The 20011-nt window shown below is 39.3% G+C and carries 14 protein-coding genes and 2 tRNA genes; 4 read left to right on the top strand and 12 right to left on the bottom strand.

Annotated elements, in window-relative coordinates; genetic code table 11:
- Positions 1 to 324 precede the first annotated feature (324 nt).
- Positions 325 to 738, top strand: coding sequence for a PAS domain-containing protein (locus tag OQ5_RS0108900; protein WP_100221905.1), 414 nt, complete (start codon positions 325 to 327; stop codon positions 736 to 738).
- A gap of 48 nt (positions 739 to 786) precedes the next feature.
- Here OQ5_RS0108900 and fmt read toward each other — a convergent pair whose 3' ends face one another.
- From fmt to OQ5_RS0108975, 12 genes are all read right to left on the bottom strand, one after another.
- Positions 787 to 1740 (bottom strand): methionyl-tRNA formyltransferase, encoded by a 954-nt coding sequence (gene fmt, locus OQ5_RS0108905; RefSeq protein ID WP_016777154.1) that lies wholly within the window; start codon positions 1738 to 1740, stop codon positions 787 to 789.
- 508 nt (positions 1741 to 2248) lie between these two features.
- On the bottom strand, positions 2249 to 3511 hold the full coding sequence (locus OQ5_RS0108910; protein WP_016777155.1) for a bifunctional 3,4-dihydroxy-2-butanone-4-phosphate synthase/GTP cyclohydrolase II: 1263 nt from the start codon (positions 3509 to 3511) through the stop codon (positions 2249 to 2251).
- A gap of 80 nt (positions 3512 to 3591) precedes the next feature.
- Entirely contained in the window at positions 3592 to 5067 is a 1476-nt protein-coding gene (locus OQ5_RS0108915) for an LptF/LptG family permease (protein WP_016777156.1), read from the bottom strand.
- A 131-nt stretch (positions 5068 to 5198) separates the two neighbouring features.
- Positions 5199 to 5588 (bottom strand): START-like domain-containing protein, encoded by a 390-nt coding sequence (locus tag OQ5_RS0108920; RefSeq protein WP_016777157.1) that lies wholly within the window; start codon positions 5586 to 5588, stop codon positions 5199 to 5201.
- Positions 5589 to 5962: 374 nt separating this feature from the next.
- Positions 5963 to 6271, bottom strand: a complete 309-nt coding sequence (locus tag OQ5_RS0108930) for a nucleotidyltransferase domain-containing protein (protein ID WP_016777159.1) — start codon at positions 6269 to 6271, stop codon at positions 5963 to 5965.
- Positions 6268 to 6672 (bottom strand): nucleotidyltransferase substrate binding protein, encoded by a 405-nt coding sequence (locus OQ5_RS0108935; RefSeq protein WP_016777160.1) that lies wholly within the window; start codon positions 6670 to 6672, stop codon positions 6268 to 6270. The genes OQ5_RS0108930 and OQ5_RS0108935 overlap by 4 nt, the downstream gene beginning before the upstream one ends.
- A 461-nt stretch (positions 6673 to 7133) precedes the next feature.
- Entirely contained in the window at positions 7134 to 8909 is a 1776-nt protein-coding gene (locus tag OQ5_RS0108940) for an ABC transporter ATP-binding protein (protein ID WP_016777161.1), read from the bottom strand.
- A gap of 249 nt (positions 8910 to 9158) precedes the next feature.
- Entirely contained in the window at positions 9159 to 10898 is a 1740-nt protein-coding gene (locus tag OQ5_RS0108945; RefSeq protein ID WP_016777162.1) for an ABC transporter ATP-binding protein, read from the bottom strand.
- 235 nt (positions 10899 to 11133) lie between these two features.
- The gene (locus OQ5_RS0108950; protein ID WP_016777163.1) at positions 11134 to 12492 is read right to left on the bottom strand and encodes a glutamate--cysteine ligase; all 1359 of its coding nucleotides are present in this window, start codon (positions 12490 to 12492) and stop codon (positions 11134 to 11136) included.
- Positions 12493 to 12701: 209 nt separating this feature from the next.
- Positions 12702 to 13712 (bottom strand): glutamate--cysteine ligase, encoded by a 1011-nt coding sequence (locus OQ5_RS0108955; protein ID WP_016777164.1) that lies wholly within the window; start codon positions 13710 to 13712, stop codon positions 12702 to 12704.
- Between the two features lie 1593 nt (positions 13713 to 15305).
- On the bottom strand, positions 15306 to 16046 hold the full coding sequence (locus OQ5_RS0108965) for a LytR/AlgR family response regulator transcription factor (protein ID WP_016777166.1): 741 nt from the start codon (positions 16044 to 16046) through the stop codon (positions 15306 to 15308).
- Between the two features lie 498 nt (positions 16047 to 16544).
- Positions 16545 to 17420: a LytTR family DNA-binding domain-containing protein gene (locus OQ5_RS0108975; protein WP_255297457.1), complete on the bottom strand. Its 876-nt coding sequence runs from the start codon at positions 17418 to 17420 to the stop codon at positions 16545 to 16547.
- Positions 17421 to 18328: 908 nt separating this feature from the next.
- Between OQ5_RS0108975 and OQ5_RS0108980 the strand changes: the two genes are divergently transcribed.
- From OQ5_RS0108980 to OQ5_RS0108990, 3 genes are all read left to right on the top strand, one after another.
- Entirely contained in the window at positions 18329 to 19591 is a 1263-nt protein-coding gene (locus OQ5_RS0108980) for a DUF6051 family protein (RefSeq protein WP_255297458.1), read from the top strand.
- 195 nt (positions 19592 to 19786) lie between these two features.
- A tRNA-Gly gene (locus tag OQ5_RS0108985) sits at positions 19787 to 19859 on the top strand.
- A gap of 63 nt (positions 19860 to 19922) precedes the next feature.
- A tRNA-Thr gene (locus tag OQ5_RS0108990) sits at positions 19923 to 19994 on the top strand.
- Positions 19995 to 20011: the final 17 nt, after the last annotated feature.

The raw sequence follows: 20011 nt of genomic DNA on the forward strand, positions 1-20011 counted from the left end.
CAGGTTAGATTGGTCTCTGAAATTTGAGCGGGAAAAGAATGTTTAAATAAATTTTGTTTAACTAATAAATCATAAAGATTGAACAAAATTTGGGTTTTTTGGTTTCTTTGGTATATAAATCAGTAAGCTCATTAAATAGTGGGTGTATATAAACTCGAAAAGATTTTTACAATATGTGTGTCTGTTCAGAAAATGTCATTTACAAGGCTTGCGAAGTCCGAAAATACGGAGTTTACTCATCGTAAATGAGTAATTTTCGGACGAGCGTAACACAGTAAATGGCACTTTATGGACAGACACTAATTAATGTTTAATTTTTTTACCATGGGAAGAATCAACATTTTCAGAACCAAAGAAATCAAAAAGGAAATAGCTGACAATCCGTCAAAGGCTAAAGAGATTATTGATGCAGAAAAGGAACTAGGCATCTGTGTAACTGACGAAAATGGATACTATGTACATGTGAACAACAGGTATAATCAGATATACGGGTACGATCCGGGCGAACTTACCGGCAAACACTTTACTACTGTTGTTCCTAAAGAGATGCATCAGCGTTTACAAACAGCGCATGACATGTTTATAAAGAATGAGTATGAAATAGTAAGATATTGGGATGTAGTAAATAAGAAGGGAGAAACCATAAAAATACAAGCTGCAGCAGCTTTTTTCAACAATATATGTAACAATAGGGGGAAGGGACACAAAGTAACTTTCGTCTATCACGACGATGAATAATTTTTATTGAAGGAAGGTGTGTTGAATAATCAACATGCCTTCCCCAAATTATGAAATAAAATAAGATCCATCAGGTATATTATGCCCTTTCAGAAATTCTTCTGTAGTCATCCTTTTTTTTCCGGCCAGTTGAAGCTCTTTTATTTTCAAATCACCATCACGGGTGCCGGCAAGAATTATTTTTTTCCCGTCACAATATATGTCCCCCGGGTTTAATCCCGAAGATCCGGACTTTTCAGTTTTGAAAATTTTCAGAATTTTGTTTTCTTCTTCATCGGGAGCAGAGAGCTCTGTCCATGCTGCGGGATAAGGACTTAGTCCTCTGATTTTATTGTGAACGGTCTCGCAATCTCTGTACCAGTCAATTTTGCAGTCTTCTTTAAAGATTTTTGGGGCCGGTTTACCTTGTTTGTGTGGTTGAGGTTTTGGTGAGATATTTTGATTTGCAATTGCATTAACAGTTTTAACAACCAGTTTTGCACCGAGTACCATTAGCTTGTCGTGAACGCTTCCGGCATTATCATCGGGGAGAATGGGAATTTCTTCCTGGAAAATGATGTCTCCGGTATCAATTTCATGTTTAAGAAAGAAGGTCGTTACTCCGGTTTTTTCTTCACCGTTGATAATGGCCCAGTTGATTGGAGCCGCTCCGCGGTACTCCGGAAGGAGGGAAGCATGAAGATTAAAGGTGCCCCGGGGAGGCATATTCCAGACAACTTCGGGCAGCATTCTGAATGCAACTACTACCTGAATATCTGCCTGCAACGATTCCAGCTGCCTGAGAAATTCAGGGTCTTTTAGTTTTTCCGGTTGCAAGACTTTCAGACTTTTTTCCGAGGCGTATTTTTTTACCGGAGAGGGCGTGAGTTTTCTGCCTCTTCCTGCTGGTTTATCTGGCGTTGTTACAACACCAACTATATTGGTTCCTGCTTCAATAAGGGCTTTTAAGCTTTCTACAGCAAATTCCGGGGTACCCATGAAAACGATCTTCAGGTCTTGCATAGCAGTTTTGTTTTTAACAAATATAAGAAAAATGATGCTATTAAAACTTCGGGACGTTATGGAACAACGCTTTTGCTATCGGGGTGTTTTCCTTTTCTTACAGAATTGCTTTACTGCAGAAGCTGAAATATATCAAATCAGTAGATCGTTAGATTTTTAGATATAAGTAATTTAGTCAGTAGTTTTAGTCAATAGTCAGTAGTCAATAGTCAATAGTCAATAGTCAGTAGTCAATAGTCAATAGTCAATAGTCAATAGTCAATAGTCAGTAGCAATGTTTTAGAGGTACTGACATATTAAAGAAGCTAACAAAAGTGCATAAATAACATGTTTTGAGCGATTTGTGTTTTTTGTTAGATATAAGATCAATACTCCGCTAAACTTTTGCAAGGCACTGCAAACCAATTGTTTATACCCATCAATGTTTGTTTGCTAAGATGCAATGTGTCAGTACCTTACGAATTATCTTACATCTTGCATCTAAAAATCTAACGATCTATTGAAGAAATTAGTCTTCTTTCTTAAAATTTGCCGGAGTGTCCATGTATTTGAAGAATTTCAGGTTATGCCCCATTCTTTCTTTCTTGGTATGCATGTAGAACTCGTTGTAAGGATTTGGTTCTACTTCGATGGGCACGTTTTCAACGATTTTAAGACCGTAACCTTCCAGGCCTATGCGTTTAATGGGATTATTGGTCATCAATCGCATTTTTGTAACGCCAAGTTCACGTAATATTTGGGCGCCTACGCCGTAATCGCGTTCATCGGCTTCGAAACCGAGATCAGTATTGGCATCAACGGTGTCACGTCCTTCTTCCTGGAGTTTGTAAGCTTTGATTTTGTTCATCAGACCAATCCCGCGTCCCTCCTGGTTCATATAAACGATTACTCCTTTTCCTTCTTTTTCAATGGTTTCCATTGCCTTGTGCAGTTGTTCACCACACTCGCAGCGTAAAGAACCGAAAATATCGCCGGTTGCACAGGATGAATGTACTCTGACCAATATGGGTTCGTCTTTCTCCCAGGTTCCTTTGATAAGAGCCATGTGCTCAAGACCATTCGATTTCTGTTTGAAAGGGATAAACTGAAAATCACCGTAGGCTGTGGGCAAATGTACCTGTACACCTTTTATAATTAAGCTTTCTTTTTGCAAACGGTAAGCAATCAGGTCTTTTATTGAGATGATTTTAAGATTAAATTTTCGGGCAATTTCCATTAAGTGCGGCAGACGCGCCATGGACCCGTCGTCGTTCATGATTTCAACAAGAACGCCTGCCGGCTGTTGACCTGCCAGTCTTGCCAGATCAACAGTAGCTTCGGTGTGACCTGCGCGTCGTAAAACACCCTTTTCTTTGGCTTTAAGCGGAAATATGTGCCCCGGACGTCCTAAATCTTCAGGTTTTGTGGCCGGATCGCTCAGGGCTTTTATGGTCTTGGCCCGGTCGGATGCAGAAATTCCTGTTGTACAACCGTGTCCCAGTAAATCAACCGATACAGTAAATGGAGTGGCATGAAGTGATGTATTTTTGCCTACCATCAGGTCCAGTTCCAACTCATCGCAGCGTTCTTCAACCAGAGGTGCACAGATAAGTCCCCGGCCGTATTTGGTCATAAAATTGACTTTCTCGGGAGTGATCAATTCCGCTGAAGTAATAAAATCGCCTTCATTTTCGCGATCTTCATCATCAACAACTATAACAAGTTCTCCTTTGCGGAAGGCTTCAATGGCTTCATCTATTGTATTTAATTGAAAATCGGAGTTGCTGCCCATGATCTATATGATTGTCATTTAAAGATTGCAAAATTACACAAATAATATTCAGTAGCAATGACTGATGTTCTGTAATTTTTTTACCTTTTTTTGAATTTAGAAAGTAATTTTTCTATGAAAATAGTATAGGCATCTGCATTCATAATGGCCGAATCGGTGGCCGATTTGTAAGTGAGGAATATTCCCAGCGGTAGTAAAATGGCTGAGGATAACCATATTCCCTGGTATACCAGCCATACCCCCTCACGAGCCATTTTTGCCCCCATGGTATCGATAATGTAATAAGCTACGAAAAAAAGCACTGAGATAACCACCGGCATACCCAGACCGCCTTTCCGGATGATGGCACCCAGCGGGGCACCGATGAAAAAGAAGATAAGGCAGGCAAACGGGAGCGTGAATTTTCGGTGCATCTCCATTTTATGACGCCGGATAACACCGTCCTTTTGTTCTATAAATTTCAGGCGCTCATCAATGGTTTGTTTGGTGTTGCGGGCCTGTCGCATAGCCATATCCAGGACCATTTGTTTTTGTGTGTTGGACATGGTATTAAAAATACTGTCTGTATTTACAATCCTACTCGAATCTATCTGATAGATATTTTGTTGATTTTTCTGGACATTGGTGCTTCTTCTTCTGTTGTAATTGATTTTGGAAAAGAAAAAAGATTTAGAACGGTCTCTCAGATTGTCAACAAATTTTGTTTTTTCACCATTGAGTGAGTCCAGATCGTGTTGAATCTGGTCGAGATTTTTCATCCGGTCGCTATGCTTAAACAGGTTTTCATCGGTCTTCGAAAAATCAAATCCTTTTAGAGGAATAATGGCGGTTTGCTTTTTGAAATGATCGGTACGGAACATGTGTTCTTCATTGTTCCTGCGCTGACTTTCCATTCCGATTTTTTCGTCGTACCGAATGCCGTTATAGAGCGTGAGCTGCAGAAATTTCTTGTCTTCCGACATCATCAGCTTTCCTGAGTCTGCAAGGGTTACATTGCTGTTTCGTGCATAACGGTCGCGATGGTCATAAATCATTACATCGTAAAGCATATTTTTATCGGGGTCTTTTTCTTTCACCTTGATGCTGAAATCATCGACTCCCTGATAAAAAACGTTTTCTTTGATATCGAGTTCCAGCCTGGTTTCCTTTATGCCATGCAATATAGATACCAGCTTAAGATTGGCCACAGGAAGTACATTGTTTGAAAATTTGTAAGCTCCGATTGAAGTTAATATCGTCAAAATAATCAGGGGCATCATTATCTTGGGCAGCGAAATCCCGGCCGATTTCAGTGCTGTAAGCTCATAGTTTTCTCCAAGATTCCCGAAGGTCATCAAACTGGCAAGCAAAATAGCCAAAGGAAGGGCCATCGGAACAACCTGAAGTGACGCATAAAACAGTAATTCTGAAAGAACGTGCCATTCAAGACCTTTTCCCACCAAATCATCAACATAGCGCCACAAGAATTGCATAACAAGGATGAACATGGAGATGAAAAAGGTCATCAGCAACGGTCCCACATAACTTTTTAATATGAATATATGGACTTTCTTCATTGAAAACAGATTGGTATTGCCTTAATGTTTGGCCAGATCAGAATCAAAAAGGCATAAAAAAAGCATTCAAAATATGTACCACATTTTGAATGCAAAGGTAGTTAAACGTTGTTATAAACCTTCAAAAAAAATCAGGAGGAACCCAGCCCGTGTTTTAGTACTTCAACCTGCTGGTCCCACAATTCTATAGTGTCCTCTTTTTCGTCGGGGTCGACATGATCGGTAATGAAAAGGGCTACATCGCCAGTCAGTTCGTCAACATTAATCTCGAACTGAAACCATGCATCCTCCATTCCTTCATCGAGCCACTGGTAGCGAACCATTTTGTTTTCTTTGCGTTGGGTTTGTTCGGCTTGTTGTTCACTTCCTTCCCAGATAAATGTGTAAATATTTCCTTTAACATTTACATTATCGGCAAACCACTCTGAAAGGCCACTGGGCGTCGCCAGCCTGTTGAAAAGGATGGCCGGCGAGGTGTTGAGTAGATACTCAAGCTCAATTTTTTCTAAATTGTCTGCCATTGCATATTCCATTTTTGTTTTCGGGTTACAATATAGTGGATTTATCCATAAAAAAAAATTTCAGTTTATCTGACTTGTCGAAATCTTTGAGTTGAAGTGTAATGAGTTAATTTAGAGTAATTTACCGTTGTTAATAAGGATGCAAAAGTTTAAAACAACAAAGAGTTTGGCAATAAAGATGCTTTTTAGTGTCTGTCCATAAAGTACCATTTGCTGTGTTACGCTCGCCGCCAAAATCCTCATTTACGAAAAGTAAACTCCGGTTTTGGCGGCTTCGCAAGCCTTGCAACTGGTACTTTCTGAACAGACACACATATTGTAAAAATCTTTTGCGACTTTATAGACGAGCACTTTTTAGACCGCACTCACAAATGTTAATGTTGCTTTTTGAAAAAGATTCGACCATATTGTTTTATGTGTGAGAGGAGTTCGGGGTTGTTGATTTTTTCAAGAATAGAGATATCAAACAGATAGGGGGTATTTAAATCGTCTATTTCAAGACTAATGGTGGAACGGATTTTCTCATCAAGATATTTTCCCTTAAGTGTTATGTCAATATCGGAACCTGCACGATGGTTTCCCTTTGCCCGCGAACCATAGATGATTACTTCTTCAACTTCGGGATGCTTCTGAAAAACAGCGTTTATCTTCTCAATGGTTTCTTTATTCAGACCAAACATCATAAGAGCGCTTCCATTTTCTTGTAAAAATCTTTAAATAGAGGAGTATATAAGTTTTGAATTTTAATGAATTCCTCTTCCAATACATCTTCGTCGTATGTATGTACTGTAGTATTTCTGCTTTCTATCATGTTCATCCATGCTTGTCCGTTATCGATCAGTCCTTTATTAAATGCTTCTCTTGTAGCACTCCTTGATCCGGTTATGTTTTGAAAACCTTCGTACTCCAAATAGTCTTTCATTACCTTCCAGGCCAACTCATGAGTAAATTCAAATCGTTGAATAATGCCTTCTTTTACAATGTCGGAAGAATCCGGTCCAAATTCTTCAGTAGCTTCGATTAGCTTAGAAAGCGCTTTTCTGAAATTATCGAAGCGCTGTTTCCAACGAATCTCTTTTTCCATTACTTTATGCTGAAATTTATCTTATTTCTTTGAAATACCGCTAATATAAAAAATCTATTGCTGAGCTCACTGCTAAAAGTCTCTTTTTGCCAATCTCATTTTGTGTTAAAATTTTAACTCATTGATACAATACTGCGTTAAACTTTTACAATACACTGCAAACCAATTGTTTATGTCTATCAATGTTTGTTTATTAAGATGCAGTGTATCAATATTTTACGAAACGAGCATGGCACGGTTTCCCAACAAGAATATGTATAAATGCTTGCATGCGAGTTCCATCAGACCAATAACTTATATATAATTTATACTGATGAATTATCTTACATCTTGTATCTAAAAATCTGACGATCTATTGTGTTAAAGAGGATGCAAAAGTTTAAAACAACAAAGATCGCACTCATTTATTACACATCCTAAACGCCTTAAGCCTGACAAAAATAACTCTTTTGGGAGCCGACTCATTGCTTTTTCTCTTCTGCTTTTTCTTCCCAGGCTTCTACAAGGTGTGCATATTTCCCTTCTTGTCTTACCAGTTCGTCATGATTTCCGCGTTCAATAATTTTTCCGTTTTCCAGCACAAGAATAAGATCAGAATGTTTAATGGTGCTTAAGCGGTGTGCCACTGCAATAACGGTACGCGCCGAGAAAATATTTTCGATGGCTTTCTGTATGTATTGTTCCGTAAGCGAATCAACAGCGCTGGTTGCCTCGTCGAGGATAATGAGCTCGCTGTTTCCGCTGATGGCTCTGGCAAAAGAAATTAGCTGAGCCTGACCTTTTGAAAGGTTGTCGCCGTTGTCCTGCACCACGTAATCGTATTTCCCGGGCAATTGTTCAATGAATCGGTCGGCATAAACAAAATTGGCAGCTTTTTCAACATCTTTATCGGAGATGCCTTTTCTTCCGAGTGAAATATTGAACCGGATGGTATCGTTAAACATGAATATATCCTGCTGCATGAGCGACATCGTTTCCCTAATGGCCGACAATGGGATATCACGAAGCTCCTGACCATTTATTTTTATAGAACCACGATAACCAGTGTAAGTTTTGGTCAATAACCGGATGATAGTCGATTTTCCCGAACCTGTGGTGCCCACCAGTGCAATCCTGTCTCCTTTTTTTAAGCGAAACGAGACATCTTTCAGAACATCCTGACCATCGGGTGTATAGCGAAACGAGACGTTGTTGAATTCTATATCTCTGAGCGAAAAGTGCTTTTTGGAGGGGGTGTCTTCGATCTGTTCCTCCTCTTCTGTATCCTGTCCGAAAAGATGACTGATATGCTCCAGTGCCGATAAAGCCCGCTGTATGGTGGAGATTTGCTGTGCAAACTGCCGCACCGGGATGAATAAACGGCCCAGGGTAGTTACAAAAACAACCAATACTCCCATGGTATAACCGTAATCCCATATTTGTATGGCGCCATACCATAAAACAAGTGCCGTGGCTATTGATGTTATGCCCTCGACAATTGAATAAAGTGCCGAATCGTAAACATTGGAGCGGTTCTGAGCGTTACAGTATTCTTTATTGAGCCGGTTGTATTTGTCCCAGGCTTCATCCTCAGCATTGTATAGTTGTATGGTTTTCATTCCGTTCAACGACTCCTGAAGGTAAGCTGCAGACTTAGCCAGTGAAGTTCTTGAATCATTGTAAGCAGCCCTTATTTTTCGCCTCAGATAACGCATTACAACGATTATTAACGGAACCACCAAAAGAAGTACCAGCGTGAGTCGCCAGTTCAGATAAAAAAGGTATCCCACCAACGCTGTGGTTTTAATACTTTCTGAAAGAAGACCTAATATACCTGCAGCAAAAGATTCACTGATGGACTCCATGTCACTGGTGAGACGACTCAATGTTACGCCTATGGGATGTTTGTCATAATAGCTCATTGGAAAACGAATTGTTTTACCAAATAATTCGCGCCGCATATCAACAATGGCCAGCCCGCCTGCTTTTGAAAAGGAATAGCTGTAAAGCCCGTCGAACAACAGATTCAGTAACAGCACACCTGCCAGAAAGACGGCATGCCACTTTAATCCCGTAACATCACCGGGAACAATGTAATCGTCGATGATGCGTTCCACCAGCCATAAAAAGGCTATTCCTGCTGTTGTAGTAACAGGGATTGACGATAAGCTTATGATGAGCCACTTCTTGTGCGGAATGAAGTAGCGTCCGAACCTTTTTATCAGCGTCCAATCTTTATTTGTCAGTAGTTTGGGCATATATGTCTTCCAAATATTCCTTAAAAAAACGTTTTACTCCAGCTTCAGCCTCAGCCTCAATTTGCTTTGATGTCGTATTTGGTGTTCCGTGTTTTGAGTTCCGGGCCCCCTAATCCCCCAGGGGACCTATAATTTTGAAATGCTTTTTCAAATTATGCTAATCTGTGTCATCTATGATGCAACTTTATCTTTTGTGTTCTAATATGTCTTATATGGTGTATTCTCAACCTCAACCTCAGCCTCCGGCGTTTACTTCTGAAGCTCCCATGTTTCCCTGTAGAATTCTGATTTTCTCAATAATTCTTCATGCGTACCCATAGCTTCAATAGAGCCGTTATCCAATACCACAGTAAAATCTGTTTTTTCCAGTACACTGATACGGTTTGAAACAATGATCATGCTTTCGGCCGGATGGTTTTCGTATATCTGTTTTATCAGAAAACGCTCTGTATCAGTATCAACAGCCGAGAAAACATCGTCAAGTATTAACAATCTGCAGGGTGTATAAAGAGCACGAGCCAGACTGATACGTTGTTTTTGGCCACCCGAGAGCATAATTCCTTTTTCCCCGACAAGGGTCTGTTCCTGTTTTGGGAATCGTGCCACTTCTTCTGAAAATGCACTTTTGTAAATGACATCGTCGACCGAATTTGTTACCCTGGCTCTTTGCGCACCAAAACGAATGTTGTTCTCAATGGTATCGGAAAACAGGAAAACTTCCTGGGTAACAGTTTTAACAACCGTTCGAATATCGTTACCGGTCAGCCTGGCAGCATCTTTCTCCCCAAAAAACACCTGTCCTGGGGAAGGACGTAAATAACCGTTCAGAATATTGATAAGTGTGGTTTTTCCGGAACCCACTTTCCCGGTGATACCTATAATCTTTCCCGGTTTAATCGAAAATGAGATGTTTTTCAAGATTGGTCGGTTGCCGTTATGATAGGTATATGTAAGATTTTTCAGGGAAATTCCTTTGTCGAAAAGATTTTTCTGTTTTTCAGGGGGCAATGATTTTTTATCATCGTCAATACCTTTTCGGCCCATTATTGTTTGCAGGCTCGAAATGCCAACAAATCCCTGCTGAAAAATAGTCAGCACCCACCCCAGTCCCATTACAGGTTGTGTCAGGAGCGCCGAATAAGCTATGTATTCTGTAAGCTGGCCAAGGGTAAAGTCTCCTTCAATGACATATAAGCCGCCGGCAAAAAGAATCACTATTTTCAGAACCTGTTCCAGGTTGGCCAGCAATGGTATGATGAACGACCGTACCCAGGTAATTTTCAGTGTATAGTTAAAAAGATTTACATTCTCTTTTTCAACTTCGTTTTCGGCCCATGCATGTATATTGTAACTTTTTATTACACTGTTGCCCGATAGGAATGAAATGGTTTTTCCGGACAATTTTTGCAAGGCATCCATCCGGCTGTGCGTGTTTTTGACCATAATCACCAGTCCGACCCTGACAATGATGAAAATGACCACCATAGGGATGATGCAGTATAAAGTAAGAGTTGGAGAGAGGTTCCACATTTTATAAGGAGTAACCGACAGCGAAAAGAGAATATTACCGGTTTGTAAAAGTCCGAAACCGGTAATCATCCTGACACCGTTTATGTCGTTATTGATTCTTGAAATAATGGAGCCCGAACTGTTCTGGTCATAATAATCTTTACCAAAGGTTGATAATTTTCTGAACATTTCACCTTTAAGCTGTTTTTCAATCAAACGGCCCGGGACGAATATCAAAATTCGGGAAAACGTGCGAACAATGATAAGAACGATGGCAAGGCCGAGAATAATAAGAATGAAATCGTAAAACTCATTTCTGGCTTCAGGAACTCCTTGCGATATGGTGTCAATACTTTTTTGGATATATTCGGGAATGGTTACAGATGTCCAGATGGTAAGCCCCAGAAAGATGAATCCACCGGTGTACCACCATCTGTACCTGTGTGTGTATCGTAATAAAAACCTGAGTTTCGAAAGCATGCTGTTCTTTTAACAAAAACTACTATTTCCGGACAACAGATTGTTTGATTTTTAACAGGCTAAGATATTCCAAAAAATTTATTACTTCTGCCTTCTGCCTGTCAACCTCCTGCCTGTCGGTTAACTGTTACCTACTTCCAGGGTTAAGTGCACTGAAAGGGGGGATTGCCCGTTCTACAAGGTTAATTTCTTACTTTCTGCTCCATGCCCTCTGGCCCTTCTTCTGCCTGAAACCTTACCTGATCGGCTCCGCCTGTGGCCAGCATTGCATAAGTTTTGTGATATCGCCCTGCCATTCTGTATGGTATTTGTGCAGATGCTTTTCGGCCTGTGTTATTCCTGATTTTGCTATTTCGATGACGGGCCAAAGGTATTGTCCTTCATCTTCAATTCCTAATTGTTTGGAACGTTCGGAAAGTCCTTTAGCCGATATTTTTAGCATTTTCCGGGCAATTTCTTGTGCGTTAAGTCGGCCTGAAGTTGCGTGCAGAGCATGTTTTGGTACATTGGCACGCAACGCTTGCAGGTCTGAAAAATCCCATTTTCTAATGATTGAATAAGCTTCGTCAAGAGCATCCTGATTGTATAACAGTCCTACCCAAAATGCCGATAATGCGGCAATGTGTGAAACGCAACTGGCATCGGCACCCCTCATTTCAATGAATCTTTTCAGTCTGACATCGGGAAAAACTGTCGAGACGTGGTTGTCCCAGTCCTCCAGAGTAGGCTTTAGCTCATGTTTCCCGGTAAGGAATGAACGGAAAGTAATGTTGTGGCTGTCAATAAACTTCCCGTTTCGAATAATGAAATACATGGGGATGTCGAGTAAATAATCTACCCATTTTTCAAACCCAAAATTATCTTCAAAAAGAAAAGGCAGAAAGCCGCATCTGTCGGGGTCTGTGTCATCCCAGACATGAGCTCTGTAGCTCAAATACCCGTTGGGTTTTCCTTCACTGAAAGGGGAGTTGGCAAACAAGGCCGTTACAACCGGTTGTAGTGCCTGGGCAACACGCATTTTCCGGATCATATCGGTTTCATTACTGTAATCAAGATTTACCTGTATGGTTGCCGTGCGTGTCATCATGTCATGTCCCAGTTTGCCCTTCGTTGGCATATAGGCCTTCATTATGCGATACCGTTCCTTGGGCATCCATGGCATTTGCCCGGGGCTGCAAATCGGGTCGAAGCCCAGGGCCAGGGTGATGACATCAAGTTCTTTGCAGATATTTCTCAAGTCTTCAAAGTGTTTTCTTGTTTCTTCGAAAGTTTGATGAATATTTTTGAAATTTTTCCCGGATAATTCAAACTGTCCACCCGGTTCAATCGTAATGGATGCACCATCGCGGGTCAGACCGATGATGTTTTCTTTTTCAACAATTGGATCCCATCCACTTTCGACCATTCGTTGCAATATTTGGCTTATGCCCGGAGTGGTGCTATGTCCCAACCGCTGCAAATTGTCTTTGCGGTAAAGAAATTTTTCGTGTTCTGTTCCTATGCCCCATTTTTCAGGGGGCTTGTTTCCTTTTTCGAAGTATTCGATTAGCTGTGATTTGTGTTGTAATTCAGTGAGGTTATCTGTATGAGTCATTTCGAGGCACTATTTAGTGTCTGTTCATAAAGTACCATTTGTTGTGTTACGCTTGCTGCCAAAATACTCATTTACGAAAAGTAAACTCCGTTTTTGGCGGCTTCCTAAGCCTTACAACTGGCACTTTCTGAACAGACACACATATTGTAAAAATTTTTTGCGAGTTTATAGATAAGCTCTATTTAGTACTTGTCTCTAAACTATTTAAACTATTTAGAATTAAGAATACAATCCAGCACATATTTTTCAACGTGCCGGTTTTTGCCAATATAGGGAAAATCGTGCATCGACAACATAGCGGGTGCATTTAGTTCGACTACAATGTAATTATCATGAGTGGGTGATGTTTTCAGGGTTTTTATTATGATATCTATTCCTGCAATTTTAAGTCCGGAAGCTCTTGCTGCTTCAACTGCAACTTTCTTGTAAAAATCTGGCATATCATCGGTTACATCAATACTATCGCCACCCGTACTAAGGTTAGAGTTTTTTCTCAGAAACACCTTTTCTCCATTTTTTAAAACGGTTTGAAGGGAGAAGGAATGCGCACTGAGATGTCTTTTTACTTCATCATCAATCTTGATTTTTAAAAGAGGGTGTGTGTAATCATCGCCACGGTTTTTGTTTTTTTCTTCAATTAACTGTTCTATGGTATGTTTGCCATCACCTGTAATGTTAGCTGGTTCCCGGTAGGCAATGGCACGAACCTGGTCATCAACCACCAGAAAGCGGTATTCTCTGCCTTCGTGATATTCTTCGACAATAACCTTATCGGCGTGTTTGAATGCGTTTTGAATGGCATTGAGAAGATCGGCTTTTCCGGTTATATTGGTACTGACAGCGATACCATGATCGGTATCCACTGGCTTTACAACAACAGGAAACGATATATTGTTGAGGTCATTTTTGCTAAAATTACCGGTAAGTAACATTCCTTTAGCGTGATTGATCCCTTTCCGGGAAAGAAATTGTTTGGTCATCCACTTGTCATTGGATATCCAATATGCGATCAGGCTATTGGCATCGGAAATAGTACCTTCGTGTATGATGAATTCTTTGTTGTTACAGGTAACGGCTATCAGATTATTTTTGGCGTCGATGATCTCAAAAGGCAGGTTTCTTTTGAGTATTTCGGCAATAATGATTTGCGTGGTTGCCTCGAAATGCTCGTAACCTTGTAAGGGCTTAAACTGATAGGAGGAAAGAGGAGATGCAGCCATACTTAATGTCCGTCTATAAATTACGCAAAAGTTGTTTCTTGTTATGTGTCTGTTCAGAAAGTGCCAGTTGCAAGGCTTGCGAAGCCGGCAAAAACGCAGTTTACTTTTCGTAAATGAGTATTTTGGCGGCGAGCGTAACACAGCAAATGGTACTTTATGGACAGACACTACTTAGTGCTCGTCTATAAAGTAGGAAAAGATTCCTACTTATCATGTGTCTGTTCAGAAAGTGTCATTTACCAGGCTTGCGAAGTCCGAAAATACGGAGTTTACTCATCGTAAATGAGTAATTTTCGGACGAGCGTAACGTAGTAAATGGCACTTTATGGACAGACACTACTTAATGTCTTTTTGATGCAAAGGTATTGGATTTTGTTGATGGTGTTGATAAAGCGGGAAAAGAAAAGCCGGGAATCTTTTGTGTTTTCCTTTAAGACCATGTGCTAATTTATTGAGGAGGAGAGAATCACAAAAGATTACCCGGCATTGCAAAGGGTTAGGCTTCGCATTACACAATGGTTCAAAGATGGCATTAATCAGTTTTGAAAAAAAGTATTTTTTGAATGGTTTTCTGAACCGCGGGAGTTTTTTTCTGAATCGTGCACTTCAGACAACGAAGCGAATTTTTTCAAAACAGTTTTTCAAAAATTGTTTTGTCCTGTAGTTTGTGTGTGTCTATAAATTTGCAAAATTTTTCACAATATGTGTGTCTGCTCAGAAAGTGCCAGTTGTAAGGCTTAGGAAGCCGCCAAAAACGGAGTTTACTTTTCGTAAATGGTATTTTGGCGGTGCGCGTAACACAGTTAATGGCGCTTTATGGACAGACACTAATTAATTTTGACGATCTGTTGATTGGGAGGACATAGCAGCAAAAAAAATTCGGGCAACTTTTCTCCCTTTAAGACCATGTTCCCCAAAAATCCTCATTAGGATGCGGATAGAAAAAAGGAGTTGATTGCCCGAATTTCCAAAGGTTGGGTTTGTTATTACACGTTTCAAAGATGCAAGATTAAATTGAATGGAAAAAGTAAAAAACAGATGGTTTTCTGAAACGTGGACTTCATTTTCTGAATCATGGACTTCAGTTAACGAAAGGGAGTTTTGTAATTTTAAAACGGATTTTTATGCCAATAGATCGTTAAACAAAATCTAAACGCAAAGGCGCTAAGATGCAAGATTTTTATTATGAGAGAGGTATGATTATTTCTTCTGATTTTATAAATAATTAATTACTGTCCATAAAGTACCAATTGCTATCGTAACGCAACAAACGGGACTTTACAATACTTCATTGTACTTTTACAAACAAATGGTAATCAACCGTTTGTAAAATTCAGGGGATAAACAACAACTTTCTCACATTGAAAGCTTTGCGTCATTGCGTTTAGTATTTTTAAACCGGCTGCTGAGTTTACCAACAGAAACTAATTAGTGCCTGTCTATAAACTCGCAAAAAATTTTTAGAATATGTGTGTCTGTTCAGAAAGTGTCATTTACCAGGCTTGCGAAGTCCGAAAATACGGAGTTTACTAATTGTAAATGAGCAATTTTCGGAGGAGTGTAACACAGTAAATGGCACTTTATGGAAAGGCACTAATTAAAGTGATCGTCTAACATTTTAAGCCCCGGCTTAGTAATTTCCAGTACAAATTCTTTGTCTCCGTCGAAAATTGTGCATTGTCTTTGGGTACGATTAACTTCTCTCAAATATTTGGCGTTAATGACGACAGATCTTGAAATTCGCAGGAAATTGACACTGTCGATCAGGGGAAGGATTTTGCCAATGTTTTGGGCAACATAATGCGAAGTTTGATGTGTCATTGCTATTTTGGTATATACATGGTCTGCTTCCATGTAAACAATTTCTGACGGATCGATGAGAATGAATCCGTTCTGCGTATTGAATCTTATCTGTGAAGAGTCTGAAACCCCGGATTTCTGAGCTTGCTGTATGGGGCTTTTGTTTTCAGATGAAAGACTTGCTTCAATTTTTTGAATGCATTTACGAAGCCTTTCATTACTAACCGGCTTGAGCATGTAGTCAATAATATTGTATTCAAATGCCTGAATGGCATATTTATCAAATGCTGATACAAATACTATCTTAGTATTACAGCGGTTATGGTATAATTCACGTGCAATGTCGAGACCGGATTTTTCTCCAAGATGAATGTCCAGAAAAAGAACGTGTGGCCTGATACCGGCAATATTTTCGATGAGATTATCGGTGGTTGAAAATGTTCCAACTACTTCGAAATCAAAATAGTTGTTGAGCATTTTGCTTAGGACCGAGAGAGCACCGGGCTCATCGTCTACTATAACAACTCTGTACATTTCTGAACGATTTTATGTAATGCGATATTTTTTTCTTTTTGTGCTTCAATAGTCCGTTAAACTTTTGCAAAATATGGTTCTACCACGAATTTAATAACAACTTGCAATTTGTTTATATGTAGTGTCTGGTCATAAAGTACCACTTGCTGTGTTACGCTCGCCTCCAAAATCCTCATTTACGATTAGTAAACTCCGGTTTTGGCGGCTTCGCAAGCCTTGCAACTGGTATTTTCTGAACAGACACACATATTGTGAAAATTTTTGCAAGTTTATAGACAAGCATTATGTAGTTAAAATATAGTTTAACGTAGCTTATATGTTGTATTTTATTTTTTTCAACAATATTTAAACCACATTTATAACTATATTTCAACAAATATTTAACCACTAAATAAGGGTAGTACCTTCAATATATTGTAAACCTATTGTTTGCAATTAATCTAACAGTCTATTTTGCTTGCTACTATGTCAATGATAATATAATGGTCATTGGCTGTATTAATTCATTCCTCCTTCAAAAAATTTTTTTACAACGGGAGCATATCCCCTCGATACAGGTATAAAAATATTGTCCGGGCTTTCAATTTGCAATTTCATGTTGTTTCCTTCTCTTTTTACCATGCTTGCTTTGTTTACATTTACCATATATGAACGATGGCATCTGAGCAGGAACGAATTTTCGAATTCTTTTTCCAGGTTCTTTAACGTGTTACGAATCAGTACCGATTTAGGGCGGTTATTCTGAAGATATTTTATGGATACATAATTATCTGAAGATTCCAGATAGAGTAAGTCGTTTGTTTTCAGAGATATTCTTAATATACCCTTTTCATCATGAAATGAGATAAAGCTGGAGCTGCTTCTTATTTGCTGCAGCAGATTGTTAAAACTGATCGATTTGGCTTTCCATGCAAAGAAAAGCAGACTGATCACATAAGGAATGAGCAGGATAAGAGCCGTATTGTGGAGGGCCAGATATTGGAGATACAAGAAATTACGTCTGTCATCCATTACCGTTTTCTGAAGGAAAGCAAACATTGCTGCCATGAACAATATCTCGCCTAAAACCATCAGTACGTAGTATCTTATGGTGACGGGCTGCTCCTTTTTTATCAGAAACATCAGGAAAATGCGACTGATGAAAACGATAAGCATCCCCGCAATGACAAGCAATCCTGAGTAAAATGAAAATTCCCACCATGTTACATTATACCACTCTCCCGATCCAAACGGCCGGTAAATATTAATAAAAATATAAGCAAACAAGGTTGCAAATACGACCTGCAGTATCGTATTTTTCTTTGTCACAAAATAATCCGGTATTTGTCGCCTCGCTTTTCCCATTGATATATATTGCGATGTTGATTTAACCATCTTTATTCATAAGTTTTCGTCATGAGATGTTCAAATATCAAAAAACGCAAGCAACCGCAGACAAATTTGATGAGGACGCTTGTGTTTTTCCGATAGTTGAGCATCGTAATAGATAATTTATGAATAATGCAGGTTAACCTGGTCTGTTCAATTAATAGATCGTTAGATTTTTAGATATAAGATTTTAGATGATTCCTATAATATTGATATATTTTATTTTAACAAACAAAGCCTTGTAATCACCAGCAGTTAGGTTGCAACATCTTGCAAAAGTTTAACAGACTATTGTTCGATAAAACCGATTCGAAAACGGTCAACTTATCTATTTCTCCGGTTCTATTTGGGGTTGCCTGTATTGCTTAATATTTTAAATTCTCATTACTAATAATTTATGTACAAATCAGGATAATTGTTGAGTTCAAAAATAATGATAATTGTCAGAAACCAATAATCAAATTGTGTTTATTACACCAACCTTTGTGTCGATTTCCATTCGGTATTAAGTTCAAGTCTGAAAGTCTGTTTTGGGAGGTCTTGCTTTTTCTGTTCTCATCAATTGGTCGTTAACTATGTTTCAAAAATACCCTATACTTTCACCTTGACAAAAGCACCTCTCGTAAAAGCAGATTCAATATTGAACCTCGTTTAAAAATCATCTTTGTTGCCAAACTCATTGTTACTTTGATTTTTTGCATCCTCATTAACAACGATTTAAATCCGGCGCAAAAATTTAAAATGCCATGAGTTTGACAAAAATATCCTTTGTATGCCGCACTCAATATTACAAAATTCCTTGCAATTTCATTCACCCCATAATAATTTCATTCGTCCCAACGACATATTCATTCGTCCCAAATTATTGCTATACTCTACATTTAAGCTGATTGTTTCACTGAATTATTGCTTCTTTGCAATTGAAACAAGTTCCGGGTAATCTGGACGAATTATTAGCAGATAAAAATATTAACCCTCTTGGAAATATGACTTTCCTTAAAGAATTACAGAACCGGCTTAAACAGCAGTTTGATTTGGAACGACCTTATCATCAGTTGGATGATTGGGTTTCGATGCATACATTTTCTTTCGAATCATGTGTTATCCGGGAATTGGGCATAACGTCTCCAGGCGGTAACCATGAAAAGTCGGTTGATAACATACTTTCCGAAAGCAATGAGAAAAACAGGTTTTTCCGGTATGCCGTTTTTGAACCGGTGAATAGAGCCGAACAGCGAAAAGCCATCATTTTGTTACATGGTTTGAATGAACGTTCCTGGGAAAAGTATCTGTCATGGGCCTATGTTCTTGCATTGAATACAGGGGTACCTGTCATTCTGTTTCCTTTGGCCAACCATATAAACAGGTCTCCTTCTGCATGGAGTTTTCCGAGGCAAATGAATAAAGTGGTTGGAAGTCGTGAAAAAAGTTATGGAAAAATCGGGAACAGCTCTTTTGCCAATGCTGCTCTTAGTCAGAGAATCGATTTATCGCCCGGCGTCTTTATTTCGTCTGGGATTCAGAGTATTGCCGACATTGTGGAACTTACCCGGCATATTAAATCAGGATATCATCCGTTGTTTAAAACCGGTGCTTCGGTAGACTTTTTCGCTTATTCAATAGGTGCTTTTGTTACTGAAATATTGCTACTGTCAAATCCTTTTGATTTGTTTTCTTCCAGTAAGGCGTTTTTCTTTTGCGGTGGTTCAACTTTTGACCAGATGGATGGACGATCAAGGAGTATATTGGATAACAGGGCTTTTGAAACTTTACGGCGGTTCATCAGCGAACGGGAAACATCCACAGACCGATGGAAATTTCCTGATTGTCTGATTCCTTTTAGTAACCGTGTCTGGGAGGTTTTTACTTCTCTTATTTCGATCGATCAATTCAGGAAAATGCAGAATAATACATTGGAGATGATAAAGAAAATTAAGGCAGTGGGATTAAAAGTGGATCATGTAATTCCGGGCGATGCAATATGTAAAACGCTATGCATTGGCGGTAATCAGAATGTCAGGGTTACTGACTTTGATTTTAAATATAGTCACGAAGCGCCTTTCCCTTTATCCGATTCCTCAGTTCAGGAGAAGGTCGACAGCGCTTTTAAAAGCCTTTTCAGGGAGGCATCAGAATTTTTATCTCCTGGCAGCAGTAAAAGGCCTGAAGCACTTTAATCTGCTTTATTCATAATTTCTTGTTAATCATTATTTCTGCTCTCCATAGGCAAAAGTCGTTGCAAAAACGTTTGCAGCGGCTTTTCCGTTTTCAGGTGAAATTTGACAAAAAGGGTTTTGTCGAAACCATTTTTTTTATACTTTTGCAGCGCTTGTCAGATGTAAAGCCTCTTAATAGATGGCAAGCAGATTTATGCGGAAATAGCTCAGTTGGTAGAGCACGACCTTGCCAAGGTCGGGGTCGCGGGTTCGAGTCCCGTTTTCCGCTCTGAGAAAAGACAATTAATTTAATCTCAATCCCTCGAAATTTACATTTTTTCGTTTTTAAATTGCCGATGTAGCTCAGTGGTAGAGCGCTTCCTTGGTAAGGAAGAGGTCACGGGTTCAACTCCCGTCATTGGCTCACCCAAAGGCTCTGAT

The sequence above is a fragment of the Anaerophaga thermohalophila str. Valhall genome, assembly GCF_000250735.1.
In the GTDB taxonomy this organism is placed as follows: Bacteria; Bacteroidota; Bacteroidia; order Bacteroidales; family Marinilabiliaceae; genus Anaerophaga; species Anaerophaga thermohalophila_A.